Source organism: Rhodococcus sp. NPDC055024 (assembly GCF_053608585.1).
Genome location: NZ_JBSGVT010000004.1, coordinates 1 through 15,594, shown reverse-complemented (window position 1 = coordinate 15,594; position 15,594 = coordinate 1). Strand labels below are relative to the sequence as shown.

17 protein-coding genes are annotated in these 15,594 nt (G+C 62.8%); 9 read left to right on the top strand and 8 right to left on the bottom strand.

Annotated elements, in window-relative coordinates:
- The first annotated feature begins 37 nt into the window (after positions 1-37).
- Positions 38-268, top strand: a complete 231-nt coding sequence (locus ACWF6P_RS10795; protein WP_452621021.1) for a hypothetical protein — start codon at positions 38-40, stop codon at positions 266-268.
- Between the two features lie 230 nt (positions 269-498).
- Here ACWF6P_RS10795 and ACWF6P_RS10790 read toward each other — a convergent pair whose 3' ends face one another.
- Positions 499-1,788, bottom strand: a complete 1,290-nt coding sequence (locus ACWF6P_RS10790; protein ID WP_003944351.1) for an adenylosuccinate synthase — start codon at positions 1,786-1,788, stop codon at positions 499-501.
- A gap of 282 nt (positions 1,789-2,070) precedes the next feature.
- Here ACWF6P_RS10790 and ACWF6P_RS10785 point away from each other — a divergent pair, with 282 nt between their 5' ends.
- From ACWF6P_RS10785 to ACWF6P_RS10775, 3 genes are all read left to right on the top strand, one after another.
- Positions 2,071-2,745 (top strand): hypothetical protein, encoded by a 675-nt coding sequence (locus ACWF6P_RS10785; protein WP_452621020.1) that lies wholly within the window; start codon positions 2,071-2,073, stop codon positions 2,743-2,745.
- Positions 2,742-3,512: a site-2 protease family protein gene (locus ACWF6P_RS10780; RefSeq protein WP_378446987.1), complete on the top strand. Its 771-nt coding sequence runs from the start codon at positions 2,742-2,744 to the stop codon at positions 3,510-3,512. The genes ACWF6P_RS10785 and ACWF6P_RS10780 overlap by 4 nt, the downstream gene beginning before the upstream one ends.
- 70 nt (positions 3,513-3,582) lie before the next feature.
- Entirely contained in the window at positions 3,583-4,071 is a 489-nt protein-coding gene (locus tag ACWF6P_RS10775) for a GNAT family N-acetyltransferase (RefSeq protein WP_317828127.1), read from the top strand.
- Positions 4,072-4,157: 86 nt separating this feature from the next.
- On the opposite strand, the gene ACWF6P_RS10770 is transcribed toward ACWF6P_RS10775, so the two are convergent.
- Together ACWF6P_RS10770 and ACWF6P_RS10765 are read right to left on the bottom strand one after the other, a co-directional pair.
- Complete coding sequence (locus ACWF6P_RS10770; protein ID WP_452621019.1) at positions 4,158-5,396, bottom strand: DUF222 domain-containing protein; 1,239 nt, start codon at positions 5,394-5,396, stop codon at positions 4,158-4,160.
- A 113-nt stretch (positions 5,397-5,509) separates the two neighbouring features.
- Entirely contained in the window at positions 5,510-5,998 is a 489-nt protein-coding gene (locus ACWF6P_RS10765) for a winged helix-turn-helix transcriptional regulator (RefSeq protein WP_452621018.1), read from the bottom strand.
- 58 nt (positions 5,999-6,056) lie between these two features.
- Between ACWF6P_RS10765 and ACWF6P_RS10760 the strand changes: the two genes are divergently transcribed.
- Together ACWF6P_RS10760 and ACWF6P_RS10755 are read left to right on the top strand one after the other, a co-directional pair.
- Complete coding sequence (locus ACWF6P_RS10760; RefSeq protein ID WP_452621017.1) at positions 6,057-7,472, top strand: MFS transporter; 1,416 nt, start codon at positions 6,057-6,059, stop codon at positions 7,470-7,472.
- Positions 7,469-8,638, top strand: a complete 1,170-nt coding sequence (locus ACWF6P_RS10755; protein ID WP_452621016.1) for a thiolase family protein — start codon at positions 7,469-7,471, stop codon at positions 8,636-8,638. Before ACWF6P_RS10760 ends, ACWF6P_RS10755 begins: the two co-directional genes overlap by 4 nt.
- 27 nt (positions 8,639-8,665) lie before the next feature.
- Here the strand turns inward: ACWF6P_RS10755 and ACWF6P_RS10750 are convergent, their stop codons facing one another.
- A complete protein-coding gene (locus ACWF6P_RS10750) occupies positions 8,666-9,322 on the bottom strand; it encodes a class I SAM-dependent methyltransferase (RefSeq protein WP_378536128.1) in 657 nt (218 codons plus the stop codon).
- 240 nt (positions 9,323-9,562) lie between these two features.
- Between ACWF6P_RS10750 and ACWF6P_RS10745 the strand changes: the two genes are divergently transcribed.
- A complete protein-coding gene (locus ACWF6P_RS10745) occupies positions 9,563-10,504 on the top strand; it encodes a DUF808 domain-containing protein (protein WP_378536126.1) in 942 nt (313 codons plus the stop codon).
- A gap of 4 nt (positions 10,505-10,508) precedes the next feature.
- On the opposite strand, the gene ACWF6P_RS10740 is transcribed toward ACWF6P_RS10745, so the two are convergent.
- A complete protein-coding gene (locus ACWF6P_RS10740) occupies positions 10,509-11,453 on the bottom strand; it encodes a helix-turn-helix transcriptional regulator (RefSeq protein WP_452621015.1) in 945 nt (314 codons plus the stop codon).
- 64 nt (positions 11,454-11,517) lie between these two features.
- Between ACWF6P_RS10740 and ACWF6P_RS10735 the strand changes: the two genes are divergently transcribed.
- Positions 11,518-11,982 carry a pyridoxamine 5'-phosphate oxidase family protein gene (locus ACWF6P_RS10735; protein WP_029254754.1) on the top strand — a complete coding sequence of 155 codons (465 nt, stop codon included), beginning with the start codon at positions 11,518-11,520 and terminating at the stop codon, positions 11,980-11,982.
- Here the strand turns inward: ACWF6P_RS10735 and ACWF6P_RS10730 are convergent.
- From ACWF6P_RS10730 to ACWF6P_RS10720, 3 genes are all read right to left on the bottom strand, one after another.
- On the bottom strand, positions 11,972-12,901 hold the full coding sequence (locus tag ACWF6P_RS10730; protein ID WP_003944295.1) for a cation diffusion facilitator family transporter: 930 nt from the start codon (positions 12,899-12,901) through the stop codon (positions 11,972-11,974). The two genes, ACWF6P_RS10735 and ACWF6P_RS10730, sit on opposite strands and share 11 nt — an antisense overlap.
- Positions 12,902-12,992: 91 nt before the next feature.
- Positions 12,993-14,138, bottom strand: a complete 1,146-nt coding sequence (locus tag ACWF6P_RS10725; protein ID WP_378536122.1) for an FUSC family protein — start codon at positions 14,136-14,138, stop codon at positions 12,993-12,995.
- Positions 14,125-14,541: a DUF3151 domain-containing protein gene (locus tag ACWF6P_RS10720; RefSeq protein ID WP_378637712.1), complete on the bottom strand. Its 417-nt coding sequence runs from the start codon at positions 14,539-14,541 to the stop codon at positions 14,125-14,127. Before ACWF6P_RS10720 ends, ACWF6P_RS10725 begins: the two co-directional genes overlap by 14 nt.
- A gap of 125 nt (positions 14,542-14,666) precedes the next feature.
- Here ACWF6P_RS10720 and ACWF6P_RS10715 point away from each other — a divergent pair, with 125 nt between their 5' ends.
- Entirely contained in the window at positions 14,667-15,560 is an 894-nt protein-coding gene (locus ACWF6P_RS10715) for an Rv0361 family membrane protein (RefSeq protein WP_452621014.1), read from the top strand.
- Positions 15,561-15,594 lie beyond the last annotated feature (34 nt).

Sequence of the window (15,594 nt, the reverse complement as noted above, 5' to 3'; positions counted from 1 at the left end):
TATGTATTTCAATACCAGTCGAGTTGATCATATGTCCATGACTACCTTCGCAACCCTCATCGGCATCGGCCTCTTCGTGGCGCTCGTCTACTTCTTTGCACCCGCCGAAGGTGAAGGTACCTACATTCGCGTCGAGCAGTTTCGCCTGGCAGCACCCCTCGGCGGTATCTTCCACGACGCGACTGCAGACTGCGAGAACAACCCTGTCAGACCTTTGAGCGATTGTGATCAAGGGGAAGAATTCACTGATCTCAGTCCAGTTCCATAAAACTGGACTCTTTGCGTACCCAGAGTGTCTCCGGCGAGGCGCCGCATATCTTTTCTCGGATGGACCCCCTCGAAGGTGCTATCGACGCCTACCACCAATTGGCGCAGCAGTTCGACACCTACATCCTCTCGACGGCGCCGTGGAAGACCGTCACCGCACACCTGTCGAAGTTGGCTTAAACACGAAATCCCCGCTCCTGCTTGCAGGAACGGGGATTTCGAGGAAGCGAACTAGCGGACGATCTCGCGCCGGACGATCGTCTCGTCGCGGCCGGGGCCGACACCGATGCAGGAAATGAACGCACCCGAAAGCTCTTCGAGTCGAAGCACGTAGTTCTGCGCATTCTGCGGCAGTTCCTCGAAGGTGCGAGCCTCCGAGATGTCTTCCCACCAGCCAGGCATCTCTTCGTAGATGGGCTTGGCGTGGTGAATGTCGCTCTGCGACATCGGCATTTCGTCGTGACGGACACCGTCCACCTCGTATGCGACACAAATCGGCACGGTGTCGAGGCTGCTCAGCACGTCCAGCTTGGTGAGGAAGTAGTCGGTGATGCCGTTGACGCGCGTCGCGTAACGCGCGATGACAGCGTCGAACCATCCCGTCCGACGTGCGCGTCCGGTGGTGACGCCGACCTCGCCGCCCTGCTTGGCCAGGTATGCGCCGTGATCGTCGAACAGCTCCGTCGGGAACGGGCCGGAACCGACACGCGTCGTGTACGCCTTCAGAATTCCGAGGACCGTGGTGATCTTGGTGGGACCGATTCCCGAACCGACTGCCGCGCCACCCGAAGTGGGGTTGGACGAGGTCACGTACGGGTACGTGCCGTGGTCGACGTCCAGCAGAGTGCCCTGCGAACCTTCGAGCAGAACGGTCTCGCCGCGCTCGAGGGCGAGGTTGAGTTCCAGGCGCGTGTCCGAGATGCGGTGCTTGAAACCCTCGGCCTGCGTCAGTACCTCTTCGACGACCTGCTGCGGGTCGAGTGCCTTGCGGTTGTAGATCTTGACCAGCACCTGGTTCTTGAATTCGAGTGCTGCCTCGACCTTCTGGGTCAGGATCTTCTCGTCCAGGACGTCCGCGGCGCGGACACCGACACGGGCGATCTTGTCCTGGTAGCACGGGCCGATACCGCGGCCGGTCGTGCCGATCTTCTTCGCTCCCAGGAAGCGTTCGGTGACCTTGTCGATGGCCACGTGGTACGGCATGATCAGGTGGGCATCAGCAGAAAGCAGCAGGCGGGACGTGTCCACGCCGCGCTCTTCCAGGCCTGCCAATTCGGTCAACAACACACCCGGGTCGACGACGACACCGTTACCGATGACGTTGTTGACGGCGGGGGTGAGGATTCCGGACGGGATGAGGTGCAGTGCGAACTTGTCACCGTTCGGCAGAACCACGGTGTGTCCGGCGTTGTTACCGCCCTGGTATCGCACGACCCACTGAAGCTGCTCGCCCAGTAGATCTGTAGCTTTGCCCTTACCTTCGTCGCCCCACTGGGCGCCGATCAGGACGATTGCCGGCATGACGTTGTCTCCTACGGTCGACGTGCAGCAGTTGTCCCGCCGCATTGGTACTGCCTGGCTTCCGCGCACATGATGCAGCGCCGAACTGTTGCAGTGACCGAAGGAGCAGTCTAGCCCAGAGCGCCAGACCAGACCTGACGGTCCAGAATTTGGCCGGTGACCATCACGATTGCGAGTCGACACAGACACTCGCACTAAGATCGTCGGCAGTGATTCGGACGGCCATTTCGGGGAAGGGTGGCGAGGTCCCACTACCCGAGAAGAAGTCTGATCGAGCTAGGAGTGGCTTTGACCCCTGTGGTGCTCAAATGTGGCGATTCGCCGGTTCCACTCCCCCTGGGTGAACTCACGTCGTTCACTGTCCCCGAGCTTCCGGAGAAGCAAGACTTCGACGAGGCACTGTCCCAACTGCAGGTCGTGACGGAGCCGCGCTTGATCGTCGTGGGCAACGACGGCGCGTTTGCCGCGGCATTGACGCGGTTGATGCGACTCGAGCGACTCCACGTCGAACTCGCCTACGTCACCGAGAACAGGTCCGATGCAACCGACGCGTACAAACTCGCGACCGGTGCACGGGCTGCGCGCACGGCGTTGAAAGGCACAGTCCACACCGTGCCGCTCATTCGTGACGACGCCGGAATCGCGCTGGTCGGTGCAGCAACCGTCACGGGTCCAGCCGATGCCGACGAACTGATCGGCGAGGCCTACGTCGACGACAACAAACTGTTCTCCGGCACAGTCCCTGGCATCCGGATCGTGCCGAGCCCCAAACTCCCCGGCATCAAGGCATCTGTCGATCGTAAGAGTCGATGGAGCGGACGACGCTGGCTGGAAGGCCGAGCGATTCAGCTGGGATCGCCCGCAGCTCGCCTGGTTCGCGACGGTGTCCCCAACCCGCGCGATCTCAAGCGTTCGACCTTCTACCGGCACGACAAGACTTGGTTGTTGGTCAGGTGAGAACCGGAGCAGCACGGTCGGCGGTTCGACCCAGCCCCGTCTTCCTCGGCGTAGTTGCCGTCACCGTCATTGCCGGAGTAGTCGCTTGGAACTCGACGTGGGGTTCCATCGCGGGCCGCGCGGGTGTCTTTGTCCTCGTGGTTGCCGGCTGGGTGGTCACGCTGTGCTTGCACGAGTTCGCCCATGCGTATCTGGCGTGGCGTCACGGAGACACCGACGTCGAGGCTCGTGGCTACCTGACGCTCAACCCGCTCAAGTACAGCCATCCGATGCTCTCGATCGGGTTGCCGGTGCTGTTCATCGCGTTGGGCGGCATCGGGCTTCCCGGCGGCGCCGTGTACCTGCGCACCGGGATGTTCCCGCCCAAGGTGCAAGCGCGAATATCTCTCGCCGGTCCGTTCACGAACGCCGTCGCCGCGGTGATCCTCCTCGTCGTCATACGTACGTACGGCTCAGGGGCCGAACATCTGACGTTCTGGGCCGGCCTCAGTTTTCTTGCCTTCCTACAGGTCATGGCCACAGTCTTGAACCTGCTCCCCGTCCCCGGTCTGGACGGTTACAACGCGCTGGAGCCGTACCTCGCACCCAACACACGGCACCAACTCGAACAGTTCAAGCCGTACGGGCTGCTCCTGTTGGTTGCGCTCCTGTTTGTCCCGCAGATCAATGTCGTCTTCTTCGACGCGATCTACTGGATCTTCGAATTGAGCGGGGTGTCCGACTACTACGCCATGCTCGGTAACGCCCTCATGCGTTTCTGGACGTGATCGAGTGCGCTGGAGGAGACTCGTGAGAGTCTGACATTTCAGACATTCATTCTTCTTCAGGGGAGCATCGATGATTGCGACGTCATTTCAGTCCGGCGGAGTGGAATACACCCTCACGCGGGCCGAGATTCGACACGTGGAAGCACTGATCGACTTGCTCGCCGACGACCCGATCGGGAGCACTCGGGAGACGACCAACCCCGAGGCCCGAATGATCTACGAGGACGCCTTCAAACGAATCGACGAGGATCCGGCGCAACTCCTCGTCACCGTTCTGGTCGGCGACGCTGTCATCGGCACAATGCAATTGACCTTCATTCCGGGCATGAGCCGGATGGGCGCGACTCGCCTGCAGATCGAAGCCGTTCGCGTGCACGAGGACTTCCGCAGCAAGGGCATCGGCAGTTCGATGATCCGCTGGGCCTGCGAAGAAGGTGCCCGGCGCGGCGCCTTCCTGGCGCAGCTCACCTCGGATCAAACTCGCAAGGAAGCTCACGACTTCTACGAGCGACTCGGATTTGTCGCCTCGCATGTCGGGTTCAAGAAGTCACTGAGCTGACGCCCAGCCACCAAGACTCCAGAACACAGGCTCGAGCACCGCGGCATGATTGTGCCCCGGTGCTCGCGTCTGCAGTTTGTGCCCGTTCAGGCGGCTGCCGGTGGACTGTTCCCGCCGATCGGATGCTGATACGGATCCACCGACATCGGCGGATAGAACACCGTCTTCCGATCGGGGCCGATCTCGACCCGCCATTCCGTGTGGTGCAGTGTCCGATGATGATGGCCACACAACAGAATCAGGTTGTCGAGATCCGTTGGGCCACCATCATTCCAGTGAACGATATGGTGAGCATCGCACCACCCTGATGGAGTTCCGCACCCCGGAAACGCACACCCACCATCACGCACCGCCAACGCCCGCCGCTGCGGAACCGTCGCCGTTCGCACTTCCTTACCGCAGTCGAGCGGAACACCATTCTCATCCAACAAAATCCGGGTGACGGTGCAGTCGCACGCCAACATCCGGGCTGTGTCGATGCTGATCGGGCCCACCCAATCCGTCCACGCGAACCCGAGTTCCTGAGTCGACGGCAGTAGATCCTTCAAGGCTTTGAGGTCGGTCATGTCTTTCGCCGACGCAGTCACCGTGATGTGCGGTTTCACCCCGCCCTCGATCGGACCCAACCCCGCCCGCTCGTACCGGCGCAACAACTCGCAAAACCCATCCGCGCGCCGTAGCGCCGGAGTGCGGGCGTCTTTGACTCCGTCCTTCTCCGGCGTCGGCGCCGACAGGCTCGACAACAACGTGATCAGACGTGCACCGTTCACGGCATCCAGATCACCTTTCACCGACACCCGCCCGTACAAGCCTTTCGAGGCGTAGAACTCGTTACGCTCCGAATCCTCACCGACCGGGACGCCGTCTTCACGTTTTCCGTACTGCTTCTCGATCCGCCGGATCGCCGCCCGCACCGCATCACAATCCGCAATGTTCTTCGACGCCAGGTCAAGCAGGATCCAGCGGGCCTTGTCCACATCCGCCGGCGTCATGTTTTTCGGCGGATGCTGACAAAACGACGCCACCTGACGAGCCTTCAACGCATCCACATCCCCGCGGTGGAATGCATCCGCCACAACAGGTTCGAGCAACAGCAACCGCGCCAGACTGACCAGCAGACTGCACTCACCGATCTCCAGATTCGTAGAACCATGCAACCACTGCGCGATCGCCCGAAAACCCTTCCCGACCACAGCCTCCCGGGAAAACATCTCCACGATCAACAACACCATCCGCGACTGCAACTCATGCCGGACACGCACCAGATCCAGAACCTCACACTTGAGGCCCTCACCATCCAGCTGCCACGCATCCCGACTGTCCATACCGAAAGTTTAATCGAACATACTTTCGACAACCAGAGACATAACGGACAACTTCAAAAGCAACGAACACTCGAGACCCGTTGAAGTACATGAATATTCGAGCGCGCCAAAAGCTATCGCCCGCGCGATTTGTTGACAGATACCCGCAACTCCCCCAAAGGCACTTCACGTCCCGACTCACTGCGCACCTCGACGCGAACGCGCTCGCCGGTGGCGTCGTCCGCCACCTCCAACGGTCCACCTTTTCCGCCGTGCAGGTACTTGTCCCCCCACTGCATCAGCGCCAGAACTGCCGGCAGCAGGTCACGACCCTTCTCAGTGAGCACGTACTCGTGCCGCGTCCGCTTTCCAGGTTCCTTGTACGGCGCACGCTCGAAGAGGCCCGCCTCAGTGAGTTCTTTCAGCCTCGCCGACGCAACCGCCTCGGTGATGCCGACTCGCGACGCGAAGTCGTCGAAACGCGTTGTGCCGTAATAGGCCTCTCGCAGAATCAGCATTGCCGAGCGAGTGCCGACCACTTCCATGGCCCGCCCGATCGAACAGTGCGTGGCCCGCCAGGCGTCGCGATCTTCGAGCACTCCGGTCAGTCGTACAGCGTCCATGCAATTCACCATACCCCCTGGCTTGCCATAACCATAGCCAGAGTCTAGATTGCTGACTATGGAACTTCATAGCCAGCCGGTGCGAACCGGACCCCTCCTCGCCATACTGTCGGGGGCGCCGTTTGTCGCCAGCCTCGATCTTTTTGTGGTCAACGTGGCCTTCGGCGACATCGCCAAGAGCTACCCGGGTCACTCGCTCGGCGAGTTCAGTTGGATCCTCAACAGCTACGCGATCGTCTACGCCGCGCTGCTGATACCCCTCGGACGCTGGGCGGACAGGATCGGGCACAAGCGCGCCTTCATCGCCGGCCTCGCGCTGTTCACCCTCGCCAGCGCCGCCTGCGCTTTCAGTCCGTCATTGTGGGCACTGGTGGCATTCCGCATCGTCCAGGCAGTCGGCGCCGCAGCGCTCACCCCGGCCAGCCTCGGCCTCTTGATCAGCGCACTTCCGGCTGCGAAACGCCAATCCGGCGTGCGCATCTGGGCGGCGGCCGGTGCGGCAGCAGCGGCATTCGGCCCTGTCGTCGGCGGGATTCTCGTCGAAGCGTCGTGGCGCTGGGTTTTCCTGATCAACGTTCCGGTGGGGATCGTATTGCTTTACTTGGCAGTCCGACTCGTCCCGGATACGACACACAAAGACACCGATGCCGAAATCGACTTCGCCGGCGCTGCCCTTCTCACGGTCGGAATCGGCTCTCTCGCACTCGCTCTCGTCCAGGGTCCGGACTGGGGATGGACCGACAGCCGCGTTCTGATCGCCTTCGCCGTCGCCGCCGTCACCCTACTCTCGTTCTGGTGGAGCAACTCTCGCCATCGCACTCCATTGATTGCTCCCGACCTTCTGAAGATCCGCTCATTTGCCTGGTCCAACGTCACCGCCATCCTGTTCAGCGCGGCATTTGCCGCCGGCCTGCTCTCGAACATCCTCTGGTTGCAGGAAGTTTGGGGATACTCGGCATTGCGAACCGGCTTCGCCGTCTCGCCGGGTCCGCTTCTGGTTCCGCTGTTCGCGATCGCCGGAGGGTCGCTTTCGCGCAGGTACTCGGCCGGACGCGTCGCCGCACTCGGCAGCATTTTGTGGGCTGTCGGAACGGTATTGGTCCTCGTCTCGGTCGATTCAACGCCCAACTACGCGACCGGACTCCTGCCGGGCTGGATCATCGCCGGAATCGGCGTCGGCCTTGCCCTCCCGACCATTCTGTCCCAGGCCACCGCAGATCTGGCGCCGGCTCGATCAGCCACCGGTAGCGCAATCGTCAGCATGAGCCGACAGATCGGAACCGTTCTCGGCGTGAGCGTTCTGATCGCGGTTCTCGGCTCCTCCGTCGCCCCTGACACTTTCCGTCAGGCCTGGTGGGTGATCTTCGCTGTCGCGCTTGCCTCTGCACTGGCATCGCTGGGAATGACCCCGGCTACTGCACCCTCCCCAGTTGTCCCCGCTGAATCCGCCATCCCTGAAAGGAATTTGTCATGAGAGACGCAGTTATCGTCGAAGCCGTTCGCACTCCGATCGGCAAGGGAAAAGCGAACGGCGCACTGCACGGCATCAATGCCGTCGACCTGCTCGCCCACAGCCTGAAAGCGGTGGTCGAGCGAACCGGAATCGATGCCGCACTGATCGACGACGTCATCGGCGGTGCAGTCAGCCAAGTCGGCGAGCAGAGCCAGAATGTCACTCGCACTGCACTTCTCGCCGCCGGCTACCCCGAGTCGGTGCCGGGGACCACGGTCGACCGACAGTGTGGAAGTAGCCAACAAGCGGTTCATTTTGCCGCTCAGGGTGTCATCGCCGGGGCATACGACATCGTCGTCGCTGCCGGAGTCGAGTCGATGAGCCGAGTGCCGATGGGCTCGAGCAGCGTCGGGCGCGAGTCACTCGGGGTAGGTTTCGAAGAGCGTTACCCGGACGGTCTGGTTCCGCAGGGCATCAGCGCCGAATTGATCGCCGCCAAGTGGGGACTGAGCCGCACCCAACTCGACGAGTTCTCGGCGTCGAGTCATCGGAAAGCCGCGCTGGCAACCGAGAGTGGGTACTTCACCAAGGAACTCGCCACTCTCCCGCAGCTGTCGGTCGACGAAGCGATCCGCCCCGGTACCACGGTCGCGACCCTTGGCGGCCTACGGACCGCCTTCGAATCCGACTACTACGCACAGCGATTCCCGCAGATCGACTGGTCCATCACCGCGGGCAACAGCAGCCCGCTTTCGGACGGCAGTTCGGCGGTGATGATCACGACCAGTGAGATCGCCGCGAAACTCGGCCTCACCCCGAAGGCACGGTTGCACAGCTTCGCCGTCGCCGGCGACGATCCGCTCTACATGCTCACCGCGGTGATCCGGGCTACGCAGAAGGTCCTGGCCCGTGCGGGGTTGACGGTTTCGGACATCGACCTGTTCGAGGTCAACGAGGCCTTTGCCCCAGTGGTCCTCTCGTGGGCAGCGGATACCGGCGTCGACCTGTCCAAGGTGAACGTCCACGGCGGCGCCATCGCACTCGGTCACCCGCTGGGCGGCAGTGGAACGCGGATCATGACCACCCTGGTCAATGCGATGGAACAGCGCGGCGCGCGCTACGGGCTCCAGACCATGTGTGAGGCAGGTGGGTTGGCCAACGCGACCATCCTGGAGCGCCTGGGCTGAGCAAACTCAATGGACGGTGCTCGGACGTCAGTGACCGAGCGCCGTCCATTCGGGATCCGGCTTCCGCGCCACCACACGAAACACGATTCCGCCCCGTCCGCTGCGCTGCACCTCGTCGATCAGGAAGCCTGCGTTTTCGAGGTATCCGACCGGTTCGCGGGTGAGGTGATCAGCACCGAACCGTACGAAAAGCGGTTCCACGGCCTTCATCAATGTGCGCGCAACAATGTTCTTGCTCGGCCCGTGCTCCGCGAGAACGAACCGACCTCCAGGCACCAGGACCCGAAATGCTTCGCTCGCAACTCGGTCCGGATCGGGGATCGTGCAAAAGGCGTACGTGGACACCAACGTGTCCACGCACTCGTCGGGAACATCGAGTGCTTGCACGTCGCCGAGACGTAGGTCGACTTCGGTCTTCACCCCCTCGGAGACTTTCATCCTGGCCTGATCGAGCATCGCACTCGAGATATCCACGCCGATGACGTAATCGACGTCATCCCCGTAGAGAGGCAGGTTCAGCCCGGTTCCCACGGCGATCTCGACCACGCGCCCGTGGGCCTGGTCCACAGCCCATTTCCGGGCGTCGCCGAGCACAAAGCGTTCGAAGCGCCCGATCTGTCGGTCGTAGTGCGCCGCCATTGCGTCGAAAGTCTTGGCGACCTGTGCAGTGTCTGGTTCACGCATAGTGCCCCGTTTCGATCGATCTTCTGTGCAGTCTTACATGCGAGCACCGGGTCGGGAAGACCTTTCGTGACGAAGGGCAATCGACCGAGCGAGGTCGTCCCTGACGGATGCCCCCGGTATCGTTCCAGGTGACCTGACCTCACCTACGACGATCATGGATAGAGACCTCGTGCGATCAAGTAATTGCGTCACCGGTTCGGTCCGGCCACCTTTTTCCACTGATTCCACTGGAGGTCTGTGATGGCCGGCGGACTCTTCGCCCTGCTCGACGACGTGGCAGCCCTGGCTCGTATGGCAGCCGCCTCGATCGACGACGTCGCCGCCGCAACCGGTAAGGCGACCGCCAAAGCTGCAGGCGTGGTCATCGACGACGCAGCCGTCACACCGCAGTATGTCCGCGGGCTCGCGGCCGAACGCGAATTACCGATCATCAAGCGCATCGCCATCGGATCGCTGCGCAACAAGCTGCTGATCATTCTGCCGATCGCTCTGTTGCTGAGTCAGTTCCTTCCCTGGCTGCTGACTCCCCTGTTGATGGTCGGCGGCTGTTACCTCAGCTACGAAGCAGTGCACAAGATCTGGGGTGCAATCTTCGGCCACGGTGACCACCACGAAACGGCCGGCGAGCATCCGCGCGACGAAGAGGCTGTGGTTTCGGGCGCCGTGCGCACCGACCTGATCCTGTCCGCCGAGATCATGGTGATTGCACTCAACACCATCGCGGGCGAAGGTTTCTGGAGCCGGTTGGTAATTCTCGCCGTCGTCGCCGTGGTCATCACCGTGGTCGTCTACGGCGTCGTCGGACTGATCGTGAAGATGGACGACATCGGCTTGAAAATCGCCGAGACGTCATCGGGCTTCACCCACAAGGTCGGCCGAGGCCTGGTTCGCGGCATGCCTCACGTGATGTCGGTGCTCTCGGTGGTGGGTACCGCCGCGATGCTGTGGGTCGGTGGCCACATCCTGTTGGTCGGCATCGACGAACTGGGCTTCCACCCGCTCTACGATGCCGTTCATCATGGCGAAGAAGCAGTCAGTGACATCGCCGGAGTCGGCGGTGTATTGGCGTGGATCGTCAACACACTTGCGTCGGCAGCACTTGGACTGGTGGTTGGTGCGATCATCGTTGCAGCTCAACTAGGTATTACCCGTCTGCTTGCAAAGCGTTCTGCGACGGCCTGATCACCTACCCGTGGCGGAGCAGCATCCGCTCCGCCACGGTGCGCATCCCTTCACGCAAGGACGAGGGTTCGAGCACCTCGACGTCTACGCCCAGCCCGATCAACTGTGAGAGCGCGACATCCTCGCTCTCGAGTTTCAGCTCGGCACTCACCCATCCGTCGTTGTCCTCTGGTCCCACTTCGACAGCAGCGGCAAGCTCGCCCACCACATCGGGGAGCCGGCGCCTTCCCTCAGGCGACACCCGCACTCGGCAGTGGAAACGGAGCAGCGACCGGTCGAACTCGGCCATCGACGCCGCCCACCACGACGCCAGGTCGAAATCCAACGGCCGGGCGAACGAATCATCTTCTACCACGGCGTTTTTGATGCGGCCTGCCCGGAACGAGAGGGTACGTCCGTTCAAACCCGCCACGAGGTACCAAACGCCGGCTTTGATGACCAACCCCAGCGGTTCGACCGTCCGCTCCCGATCGCGATAGATGAACCGCAGCCGACGCGAGTCGAGCACGGCAGATGTGACGATCGGAAGCGCGGAGATGTCGTCGACGCCGCCGAACCAGCCTGGGACGTCGACCAGGATTCGGTCCTGCCACAGGCGCGCGCTCTCGCGCAGCGGTCCGGGCAGGGTGCGGAGCAGTTTGGCCCCCGCCGAACCGACGGCGTCGGATCGCCCGAGATCCGCAGCGATGGACGGCACACCCAACAGCATGAGCGCGGACGTCTCGTCGTCCGTCATACCGGAGAGTTTGGACTGCCAACCGTCGAGCAGACGGACGCCACCGCCCGGTCCGCTCTCGGTCCAGATCGGCACTCCGGCAGCCGACAACGAGGCCACGTCGCGGTAGATCGTCCGCACCGATACACCGAACTCGTCGGCCAACTGATCGGCAACGACGCCACGACTGCCCTGCAAACGCAACATGAGTTGGAGCAACCGCGCGGATCTCATGACGCGAACATTACCGAGAATCACTGACAGAAGTTGTCAGGAATAGGGGTGCACAATGACCGTCATGGTCACCTGGAAGCAGTTCTCCGAAGAAGTTCCCGCCCTCGCCGACGCGGTCCAAGCGCGATTCAAGGCCCACAAGCATCACGTCCTCGCAACGCTGCGCAAGGACGGTTCACCGAGGGTCAGCGGCACCGAAGTCGAGATCCTCGACGGGCGTTTGGTGCTCGGTTCGATGTTCGGCGCGCTCAAGGCGAAGGACCTCATCCGCGACGGGCGCTACGCCCTCCACAGCAATCCCGGCGAGCACACGATGGAAGGCGGCGATGCGAAAATCGCCGGAATCGCACGCGAGGTGACCGGCGACGAGTTCGAAGCCGTGCTGGCAAGCTACACCTACGAGGTTCCGAAGCCCCTGCACCTCTTCGTTCTCGACATCGACGAGGTGGTGCATACGACTGTCGACGACGAGCACATGTACGTAGACCTCTGGAAGCCGGGCAAGGAGATCACCCGCTTCACCAAGTGACGTTCTTCTCGCAGTGCTCGCCGTTGGCACACGATTCCACCTGGACGGTGGCGTGGGAAAGACCGTGACTCTCGAGGACGGTACGTGCGGATTCCAGAACGTTCGACGAATTCGCGTCACTGGTCAGGTGGACCGTGGCGACATCCATGCCGGTGGTGAGAGTCCAGACATGTAGGTCGTGAACACCCATCACGCTCGGCAGGGCGGCCAAGTCGGCCTCGACCGCTTCGACGTCGACGTCGGCCGGCGAAGCCTGCGTCAGAATGCGCAGCGATGCTGCGGCCAGTTTGATCGCGCGCGGCACCACCCAGAGCGAGATGAGTACACCGACGACGACGTCCGCCCACGTCCAGTTGAACAGCAGGACAAGGCCACCGGCGATCAGAACACCGACGCTACCGACGGCGTCGGCAAGCACTTCGAGGTAGGCGCCGCGCACCGCCAGGCTGTCCTTGGAGTCACCGCGCAGCATCAGCATCACGACGATGTTCGCGGCCAAACCGGCAGCCGCGGTGATGATCAGGGCACCGCCCGGGATCTCGGGTTCGTTTCCGATCCGACCGATTGCCTCGTAGAAGACCCAGGCCGCGACGGCCAGCAGCATCACCGCGTTGGCCATGGCGGTCAACACTTCGGCGCGATGCCAACCGAAGGTCCTGGCCGCGGTGGTGCTGCCCTTCTTCGCAAGTAGCAACGCGGTCAGTCCCATGGCCATACCCACCACGTCGGTAAGCATGTGACCGGCGTCGGCAAGCAGAGCCAACGAGTTGATCAGGATGCCGACCGTGGCTTCGAGCACGAGGAACGCGACGAGGATCGCAAGTGCGATCGCCATTTTTCTGATGCGCTGCGGTGACGGTCCTACGCCGACCGAATCTGCTGCCGAGTGGCCATGCGAATGGCCGTGCCCTGCTCCCATTTGTCCTGTTCCCTCCCAAGTCCTTCTCAGAGCATATGCATACATTCGCATACATACAATGAGTTGCTCAGTGAGCGGGAAAGGGCAGAGGTCAGTGATCCGGCTCGTACGCCGGGTGCGGCACAGTCGGCGGCAGTGTGGCGATCGACGAGATGCGCTTCATGCCCGCGACCTGCAGGAGGTCGACCACCAACGATCGAATCTGGGCGAACACCACAGTCGAGGACAGGCCCGCGTTCTCGACAATCGCAGGTTTCAGTTCCTTGGCCACCGAGCGCAGGACACGCGCTGCCTCGGCTTGATCGGGCTGCTCCCCCGGCTCCGCCAGGATCATGTCTTTCAGCACTTCAACGGCTTTCGACAAGCGCTCGACCTGAGCCACCAAACGGGGATCGAGAATCTCGTCATCTCTGACCAACGTCAACGAACGACGCGCGAGCACTCGAATGTTGCGCAACGCGTTGTCGATGGGATCGGCTGTTGCCATGAGCCTTTCGAGGCGAGGTCGACTGTTCCAGTACAGCGGGGAGATTCGGCTGATCTCGCGCCCGCCGAGAAGATTACTGCGCAACCCGTCGATGGCGCCTTGAGTTGCGCGCGCCTTCTGCAGTGCCTTCACGATCGGGTCCGGGTCATTCGCGACGAGGCCGTCTGCCACCAATTGCAGTACCTCGGAAGCTGTTCCGAGGATCGATGCTGCATCCTTGCGTGCGCGTCGTACCGGGTGGGTGGGGATGATCGCGACCACCGCGATGCCCACCAGACCACCGACCAGGGCATCGATCATGCGATCCGGACCGCCGCTGCCACCCGGCGGGATGAGCGTCGCCACCAGCACAGCCGAGTTTCCCGCCTGCATGGAGAAAATCGGCCCGCTGTTGAGAAGCACCGCGACGGACATCGCCAGCACGACGACCAAACTGATCTGCCACGGTCCGCTCCCGATACCGGAGATGATCAGATCGCCGATTCCGATGCCGACCGTGACGCCCGCAACCAACTCGAACGAGCGTCGTAGTCGTGCACCCAGCGACAGACCGAGCGAGACCACGGCAGCAATCGGCGCGAAGAACGGCGCATGGTGCCCGATCACCGTGGTGGCAACCCACCACGCTAATCCGGCCGCCAAGGCACATTGAATGATCGGTAGCGCCGACGTCTGAAGCCGACGCACCGATTTGCGAGCCCGGTCCTTGATGCCGGCCCGGCTCGGGCGGAAACTGCTAACCGAGGCCAAGCGCTTCGGCGGCGTTGGGGTCGCAGTCTTCGAGCAGATCGAGGCAACGCGCGTACTCGTCGGCTTCACCGATCGTCTTCGCAGCCTTCGCCAAGACTGCGACGCAACGCAGGAAGCCACGGTTCGGTTCATGGCTGTAGGGCACGGGACCGAAACCCTTCCAACCGTTACGACGCAGTTGGTCGAGTCCACGGTGGTAGCCGGTACGCGCGTAGGCGTAGGCAGTGATGGTTTCACCCTTGTCCAGGGAAGCCTCGGCGAGGTAGGCCCACGCGATGGAGGCAGTGGGATGGTCGGCCGCGACCTGGGCCGGGTCAGCGTGGTTGAGCAGTGCCGATTCCGCGTCGTCGTCGCCGGGAAGCAGAGTGGGCTTGGGTCCGAGCAGGTCACCGAATTGGGTCATGCGCTCATTGTGCCCGCTACGCCTTTCCGCCACAGGACCGCCTCGCCGACGGTCGGAGTTATGCCGGGTACATACCGGTCGTTACCCTGACATGGTCATTGCTGCATAAGACCGAAGGGTTACCCGTGCCGGACTCGAAAGACGACAACTCGAAAAAGAGCGCAGCCCCGAACGGTGCGCCGGAGAAGTCGGCCCCGGTCGAACCTGCGACGGTGGCGATTCAGAAGGCAGGCACGGGCTCGAAGGCAGACGGCGACGCCAAAGCCACCAGCGCACCAACCGTCGCGATCCCGAAGGCAACTCAGGCACCCACGGGAACACCGGCACCGACACCCCAGCCCAAGCCGGAGCCGGAGCCGGAGCCGGAGCCGGAGCCGGAGCCGGAGCCGGAGCCGGCGACCGTCGCCATTCCCAAGGTGGCGCCCCCGACAGGGCAGCAGGCCCCCACACCACCGCCGCAGCGCGCCGCGCCTCAACCGCCGCAGCGCGCCGCACCTCAACGGGTGGGCGTCGCGCCAACCCCACCTCCGGCCCAGCCGATGCCGACTCGCATCGAGCCCGCCGCGCCGGAGAAAACCAAGCGCAGCGGCAAGGGCTGGTACATCGCGGCGGCAGCGGCAGGCGTCGCCGTCCTCGCGGCGATCGGCGTCGCCGTATTCGTCTCGTCCAACAGCGGTAGCGGCGAAAGCTCACCTGAAGCCCAGGTTCAGACCGCCATCTCGACGTACGTCGACGCACTGCAAACCGGCGATCTGGCGACTCTGCGAACGTCGACGTGTGGAGCGCTGGGCGAGTACTACCGGACCATTCCCGACGCTGCGTTCGCTCAGGTCCACGACAATGCCGTCGCGCAGAAGACGATCCCGCAGGTCGGAGCCGTCGACGCTGTTCGCATCACCGACGACACCGCGATCGCTCAGGTCCAGGCAAGTTTGCCGAGCACCGGCGAGCAGTCGTGGCGCACGTTCGACCTCGAACGCCAGGACGGCACGTGGAAGGTTTGCGACCCCAGCAAGTAGGTACCTGAACAGAAAATGCGCGCCGGCGAGAAAC

Bases quoted from the DNA above. Each gene is read 5' to 3' on its own strand.
- ACWF6P_RS10795 (WP_452621021.1), top strand. From the start codon at position 38: ATGACTACCTTCGCAACCCTCATCGGCATCGGCCTCTTCGTGGCGCTC.
- ACWF6P_RS10790 (WP_003944351.1), bottom strand. From the start codon at position 1,788: ATGCCGGCAATCGTCCTGATCGGCGCCCAGTGGGGCGACGAAGGTAAG.
- ACWF6P_RS10775 (WP_317828127.1), top strand. From the start codon at position 3,583: ATGATTGCGACGTCATTTCAGTCCGGCGGAGTGGAATACACCCTCACG.
- ACWF6P_RS10770 (WP_452621019.1), bottom strand. From the start codon at position 5,396: ATGGACAGTCGGGATGCGTGGCAGCTGGATGGTGAGGGCCTCAAGTGT.
- ACWF6P_RS10765 (WP_452621018.1), bottom strand. From the start codon at position 5,998: ATGGACGCTGTACGACTGACCGGAGTGCTCGAAGATCGCGACGCCTGG.
- ACWF6P_RS10760 (WP_452621017.1), top strand. From the start codon at position 6,057: ATGGAACTTCATAGCCAGCCGGTGCGAACCGGACCCCTCCTCGCCATA.
- ACWF6P_RS10755 (WP_452621016.1), top strand. From the start codon at position 7,469: ATGAGAGACGCAGTTATCGTCGAAGCCGTTCGCACTCCGATCGGCAAG.
- ACWF6P_RS10750 (WP_378536128.1), bottom strand. From the start codon at position 9,322: ATGCGTGAACCAGACACTGCACAGGTCGCCAAGACTTTCGACGCAATG.
- ACWF6P_RS10745 (WP_378536126.1), top strand. From the start codon at position 9,563: ATGGCCGGCGGACTCTTCGCCCTGCTCGACGACGTGGCAGCCCTGGCT.
- ACWF6P_RS10740 (WP_452621015.1), bottom strand. From the start codon at position 11,453: ATGAGATCCGCGCGGTTGCTCCAACTCATGTTGCGTTTGCAGGGCAGT.
- ACWF6P_RS10735 (WP_029254754.1), top strand. From the start codon at position 11,518: ATGGTCACCTGGAAGCAGTTCTCCGAAGAAGTTCCCGCCCTCGCCGAC.
- ACWF6P_RS10730 (WP_003944295.1), bottom strand. From the start codon at position 12,901: ATGGGAGCAGGGCACGGCCATTCGCATGGCCACTCGGCAGCAGATTCG.
- ACWF6P_RS10720 (WP_378637712.1), bottom strand. From the start codon at position 14,541: ATGACCCAATTCGGTGACCTGCTCGGACCCAAGCCCACTCTGCTTCCC.